The following is a 7,204-nucleotide window of genomic DNA, read 5'->3' on the forward strand; positions in this document are numbered from 1 at the left end:
ATAGGTTTTCCACTTTGACGTTCAGTTAAACCAGCGTGAACTCGAAGGAAAAAGTCGCAATTACAGAACAAAGGCTTAGTTATTGAGAATGACTGGGCTTCCTTTTGTAACGTAGATAACCGACTTGGGAGGAATGTGTCTTCCGAGCTGTCTTTTCTGAGACAGACAATCTAGAAGTGAAAGGCGCTGACCCCGATAATGGGATCTACACAAACGCCACAAGTAAAAACGCAAGAAAAGAAGTCGGGCGGTTTTCTTAAGAACCTGCCGACCGACCCGTTGATCTTCACGACGGCGATGGGTTTCATTGTCCTCTTTGTGGCAGTGACCATAGCGCTGGGGGATACCGCTCGGGATGCCTACTCGGCCGCTTCCGATTGGGTTACGTCTAACATGGGCTGGCTGTTCATCGGTGGTGTCTCGGCAAGCTTTATCTTCCTCATCGGCTTGTTTGTGTCCCGCTACGGACGCATCCAGCTTGGCGATGATGACGAAGAGCCCGAATACACCATCGCCGAGTGGTTCGGCATGCTCTTCGCCGGTGGTACTGGCTCCATGCTGATGTTCTGGGGCGTGGCTGAACCGCTCAACCACGCTTACAACCCGCCGTTCGGTCAAGAGCCGATGAGCCGCGAAGCTCAGAACACTGCGATGGCATTTACCATCTACCACCTGGGTATTCACATGTGGGTCATCATGGCGCTGCCGGGGCTCGCGCTGGGGTACTTCATTTACAAGCGTCACCTGCCGCCGCGCGTCTCCTCCATCTTCGCGCCGCTGCTCGGTACCCGCATCTACTCATGGCCGGGCAAGCTTATCGACGCCGTCGCCATCATCGGTACCGTCGTCGGTATCGCGGTATCGGTGGGCATGGGTGCGCTGCAGATTAACTCCGGTGCTGCACGTGTAATCGGTACCCCGGAAAGCTCGATGGTGCAGCTCATTCTGATTGCCATCATTATTGTGATTGCCTCGATTTCCGTGGCCCGCGGTCTGGACAAAGGTATTAAGGTGTTGTCCAATGCGAACATTTGGGCCGCCATGGCATTGATGGTCTTCGTGCTGCTCATGGGCCCGACATTGACGCTGCTGCGCCAGACCGTCGATACGACAGGTGTCTACTTGGATGCGCTGCCTCGCATCATGTTCTGGACTGACTCCTACGACGTCAACCCGAATTGGAAACAGGGCGCCTGGACGGTCTTCTACTGGGCCTGGACAATCTGCTGGTCGCCATTTGTGGGCATGTTCGTCGCCCGTATTTCCCGCGGCCGTACTGTGCGTCAGTTCATTGCCGGTGTGATTGCACTGCCGACAATCGTGTCAATCATGTGGTTCTCTATCTTCGGCCGCGCTGGCTTCGAACTGGAAAATGAGCAGCCGGGCATTCTGACGGAACCAGTCGTCGAAGGAGGGGATCCCTCGCCGGCTCTATTTATCCTGCTGGAGCAGTACCCACTGGCAACCCTTGTCAGTGTGTTTGCGCTCTTTGTGATTATGATCTTCTTCGTCACCTCCATTGACTCCGCTTCGATGGTGATGGACATGATGTCTACCGGTGAGGAAAACAAGGCTCCGACCTTCTACCGCGTGCTGTGGGGCGTCATGATTGGTGCTGTGGCAGCTTCTCTGCTGCTGATTTCTGGTGAAACCGCACTGGAAGCGCTGCAGTCTGCCGTGATTGTTATCGGTGTACCGTTCTTCTTCCTCCACTTTGTGATGATGTACTCCTTGGTCAAAGGCATGAGTGATGACCACATGGCAGTGCGCAAGCCGGTTACCCGCCAGTGGGAGAAGACCGATACTCCAGAGAAGTTGGAGAAGCACGAAGCCGCACCCGCGCCGGGCTACGACGAAGAGGGCAATGAGCTGCCGCGCTTTGAGTACACCCACGATGAAGAGGGACGTCTGGTTATTCAGTCCGATGTGGTCGTTGAAGGCGAGTTTGAGTCTGGCGAAAAGTCGGAATCCGAGAGGCCAGAGGAGTCGGAGACCAAGTCTGAGTCGTAGGAGAGCACGGTCGCAGTAGTGCCCGGCACTTGTGGCCACGCTATTCACCTATCGTTGCGCTGTAGCGTGGCCATCAGTGAGTAGCTCATCGATAGGAGCGAAGGCAAAGGCCGTAGCCAAACAAAAACGCCGCCCACGGAAACCAAAAGTAGTTTCGGTGGGCGGTGTTTTTGTATTCGTTGTGTCAGTTTGTCAAGCCTTGCTTTCGCCGAAATTTCAGGGGTGTTTGGGGGTATTACCAGGGTATATGGTGTTAATTTTGCATGCTAAACTGTGGTGAACGCCCTTTTTACGGTTCATGTTGAAGTGTTATGGAGCTTTCTGGGTGGTGAACATCCAGGTGTTGAACATCAAAGTCTCGCTAACAGAATCGGCGAGGTGCCAGCGGGCCCGTACCAGGTGGGTAAGGATAGGGAAATTGGATAAGGACGCAAAATGCGTATGAAATTACCGGAAGTGCTCAAGAAGCGCTCCGTACGCGCTCCTTTGGCTGTGCTAACAGTCACAGCCGTAGTTGGTAGTGCAATCGGAGTTGCTCCGAATTTTGTCTCTTCACAGCCGGAGGCGGTAGCTGCAGAACTCTCCGGTGGCATCCGCGAGAAGTCCGGCGCGGTGGAGAAGGATGCCCAGAAGGCCTCCGACCTGCCGGCCGGTTCGTGTGTTGTCTCGGAGAACGCTCCGCAGGGCAGCCAGGCTGGTTTCAGCTGGACCACCCTGGAACCAAGCGGGAGCAGCCCCAACAAAACCCGGTGGGGTTTGAGCGTCGCCTTTGATAACTCGAAAGACCGCACGTTCGCTGATTGGAGCTTTTCCAATTCAGGCCTTATGGGTGCGTACCTCGATGCGGGACAGGTTTCCTCTATGGGTGCCGGTGAGACCTTTGTTGACAAGTCAGTCACGCACAAGGCCGACGAAATCCTCGGAATTACTGCTTCTAGGCAACAGCGAAACCTGAACCTCTACGCGGAACTGACCGATGCTAAAGTCAAGCAGTTCGCTGAGGCCGCTGCCGCTAACCCGGTACGTTACGCCTGGCAGGGAAACTATAAGGTCGACCGTACCTCCGGCCCGTTTGCCACCCAGGGAGACAGTGCATCCTTTACGGCCATCGTGAACCCGTGGCCGAGCGAGAACATCGAGTGTAACCCGATCACGGTGTCGTGGGAGAACTTCGAGAAGCACGTCATCGTCCCCGGTGAGCAAACCAAGGTCGGTAAAATCAACGTTCCTGCTGTTGAGAACGGCGGCACGGACGATTCGATGTCCCGCATGGTCGTAGAGGCATACGACGGCAACGGCAGGTTCATCGGCACCACCGACCCGGCAGCATCCGGCGGCGAGCAGCTGCTACGTATCGCGGACAACGGAGACATCTTCTTCACCTGGCCTGAGTACCGCGGTACTGACCTGGCAACTGACAAGAACGTGAACTTCTCAGTTCTGGCGAAGCCACGTACCGTCGACCAGCTCCAGGCGGCTGCTGAGAACAACAACTTCGGTGAAGGCGCTACCTTCGACAGCTCCAACTCGCTGACGCGCTACAACAAGGCAAACGTCATCGACTCCAAGGCGTTCTCCCTGGACGACACCGAGTTCCACTCCCCGAAGTACGACAAGGAGGACGCGTCGATCATCTCGGGCGTGGATAGCGCTACCGGCCCGTTGGCAACCGAGCCGCAGAAAGTCGTCTTCAAGCAGGTACCAGATAAGATCAAGGATCTGGTGAAGAAGAAGGGTGACGGCGGCTTCGAGGCCAAGGTCGAGCTGGACGAGAAGTACGTCTACGAGGGTTGGACCGTCGAGATGGACGAGGACTATAACGTCACCGTCACCGCTCCGGAGAACCCGAAGCCGGGCACCTTCGCACGCCCGAAGGTCACCGTCGAGTACTCGAATGGCTCCACCGATGAACTTGAGCTGCTCGTCGTGGTCGACCCGAACAATACCCAGGTCACTGACCTGGTGCGCCCGGGCCTTGCCAAGGGCAAGGTGAATGAAGACATCACCTCTCAGATCACCACCAAGTCCATCATGAAGGGCCATAAGCCGGTTCCCCCGGCCAAGTTTGAGATTGACCCGTCCACTGTCCCGGAAGGGTGGACCGTCAAGGTCGACGAAACAGGTAAGGTCACCGCGAAGGCGGACGACTCTGTCGCGCCGGGAACCGTCATCACTCCGAAGGTGAAGGCGACCTATCCGGACCAGACCACCGATGAGATCGAGGTCCAGTTCCAGGCGATCGTGGACATCAAGATCCCGACTTACGACACTGTAACTGGTCAGCCAAATGCGAACGTCAGCCTCACTCCGGAACTCCCCGAGCGCGGGCTGAGCGGCAACACGACCGATGAGGCCCCGTCGCGCTACACCTTTGAGGACGGCACTAACCAGACCACCCTCACCAGCAAGGATGGCAAGACGTGGACTGTCTACGTTGATGAGAAGACTGGTGAGATTAAGACCACCATTCCGAGGGACGCGCACGAAGGAGACATTCTTAATGTCCCAGTCCTCGCGCACTACAGTGATGAGGGCAAGCAGAAGCCGCAGACGGTTGTAGGCACCATTGTCGTTATTAAGGGTGACCTGCAGGCAAACTACGATGTCCAGACCACTGGACCGGGTCAGTCCGTCGAACATCATGTCGACGGTCCGCCGGAGGGCTCTACTTTCTCCTTCGGACAGAAAGACGGCAAGCCGGTCCTCACTCAGAATGTTGACGGCTGGGAGTACAAGGTTGACCCGAACACCGGTGTCGTTACCTCGACTCCGCCGGCCGATGCGAAGCCGGGCGACAAGAATACCGTCACCGTGACGGTTAATGCCCCAGGCGGTCGTGCTACTCAGACGCCGGTTACTACCGTCGTGAAGCTGACTAATGCCTGGGAAGCAGATCCGTCTTACCCAACAGAGACGGTGTACCCGGGGGATACCGCAAAGCTGCCGTTAAACCTCGACAAGCCGGATAACGTAAACGTCGCCAAGGACAACCCATACGAGCTGGGCGAAGTTCCGGCTGGTTGGACTGTCAGTATTGACGACAATGGCGAGATCGCCGCAACCGCCCCTGCGGATGCGAAGCCGGGTGACCAGGTCAAGATTCCGGTCACCGTGACCTACGAGGACGGCTCTACGGATACCGCTTACGCTGTGGTTAACGTTGTCGACGTTCCGACGCGTGAGGTCCCGTTCAAGGTCGAGTACAAGTACGACGACACCATTCCTGCCGGCGAGTACAAGGTTGAAACCAAGGGCGTTCCTGGCAAGGAAAAGATGACCAAGGACGGCCAGTGGGAGCAGACCGAGGCACCGGTTAATGAGGTCGTCGTCATCGGCACCAAGGTTACTGAAAGCGAAAGCGCAGAGACCGTAACTTGGACGGTTCCGATCCCGTACCCGACGGAGGTTCGCGAGAACCCGGACCTGGCACCTGGTGAAATCAGGGTTGTCCAGGAAGGCGAGAACGGTGAGAAGACCTTTACTGCTAACTTCACCGCGAAGGGCGACAAGGCTGAGGTAACCGAGGAGAAGACCACCAAGGAACCTGTTACTCGCATTGTTGAGTACGGTCCTGGCGTGGAGCCATCGGAACTGGTGACCAAGACCGAGAAGCCGATTCCGTTTGAGACTGAAATTGTCTTCGACGACACCCTGGAAAAGGGTACTCAGGTCGTCGATCAGGAGGGGCAGCTCGGAACTGAGGTCGAAACTTCGACTCAGAAGATTGTGGACGGCAAGCCGTCCGGCGACCCTAAGGTGACCACTGAGCGCACCAAGGAGCCGGTCAAGCAGGTTATCCGTGTTGGCACGAAGACCGTGGGCACTCACACTACTGAGTACGAGGTAGACGTCCCGTTTGAGACTGAGATCATCTTCGACGAGAATCTGGAAGCTGGCACGCAGGAGACTGTCCAGGAAGGCAAGCTAGGCAAGGACAAGGTCACCACGACCCAGACCATCGAGAACTCGACGGTTGTGGATTCCAAGACCGAAACCGTGCGAGTGGCTGATCCGGTCAAGAAGATCATCAAGGTCGGTACCAAGGGCAAGCCTGCATCCACGACCATCGAGTGGACTGAAAAGACTCCGTTCGAGGTCGAGGTTCGGGTCAACCCTGAGCTGAAGCCTGGTGAGACCAAGGTCGTCCAGGAAGGTAAGCAGGGCGAAATCAAGCACACCGTTAAGGTGAATGCTGAAAACGGGGAGATCGCCACGGATGAGTCCTCTGAGAAAATCAGCGACCCGGTAAACCAGATCATCGAGGTTGGCCCGGCCAAGGGCCGCGAGACCGCATTGACGGATAAGCACACGGAGAAGATTCCGTACGACACCCTCATTGAGTACGACCCGAACCTGGAAGTCGGCAGGGTTGTCGAGGAACAGGCCGGTGAGTTCGGTGAGAAGGAAATCACCAAGACCTGGAAGCTCGAGAACGGTGAGCCGGTAGGCGATCCGGAGATTTCGGAGACTGTTACTAAGGACAAGCAGGATCGTAAGATTCGCGTGGGCACTAAGTGCAAGTGCGAGCCGACGCCTCCTGTTGACCCGAGCGAGCCGACTGAGCCGACTGAGCCGACGGACCCGAGTGAGCCGACTGAAAAGTGTGAGCCGGTGACCACGTCTGACTCGTGGATTGAAAAGACTCCGTTCGACACCTTGGTTCGCGTTAACCCGGATCTGGAGCCTGGCGAAACCAAGGTTGTTCAGGAGGGAACTCCAGGCGAGGTCAAGCACACTGTCACGATTACGGTTGACAGCGACGGCAATGTGGTCAAGGAGGATTCGTCTGAGACAATCAGCGATCCTGTCGACCGCATTGTCGAGGTCGGTCCTGCTGAGGGTGAGGCCCAGCTGACGGATAAGCACACTGCACCGATTCCGTTCGATACCATCATCGAGTACGACGAGACCCTCGAAGCCGGCAAGGTTATTGAGGATCAGCCTGGTGTCACTGGTGAGAAGGAGATCACCAACACCTGGAATCTCGAGGACGGTGAGTTTGTGGGCGAGCCGGAAACTTCTGAAGAGGTTCTCAAGGAGAAGCAGGATCGTGTGATTCGCGTGGGCACCAAGCTCGACTGCGAGCCGACTGAGCCGACGGACCCGAGCGAGCCGACTGACCCGAGCGAGCCGACTGACCCGACCAAGCCGACTGACCCGACCAAGCCGGGCAAGCCAGGTGACAAGCCAAGCA

2 protein-coding genes are annotated in these 7,204 nt (G+C 56.8%); both read left to right on the forward strand.

Annotated elements, in window-relative coordinates; genetic code table 11:
* Positions 1–198 precede the first annotated feature (198 nt).
* Positions 199–2,010, forward strand: a complete 1,812-nt coding sequence (locus tag HMPREF2787_RS08495) for a BCCT family transporter (RefSeq protein WP_070858991.1) — start codon at positions 199–201, stop codon at positions 2,008–2,010.
* 441 nt (positions 2,011–2,451) lie between these two features.
* The coding region (locus HMPREF2787_RS08500) for a G5 domain-containing protein (protein WP_083326683.1) at positions 2,452–7,204 on the forward strand (4,753 nt) is incomplete at its 3' end.

It is taken from the genome of Corynebacterium sp. HMSC061H03, assembly GCF_001838215.1.
In the GTDB taxonomy this organism is placed as follows: Bacteria; Actinomycetota; Actinomycetes; order Mycobacteriales; family Mycobacteriaceae; genus Corynebacterium; species Corynebacterium jeikeium_D.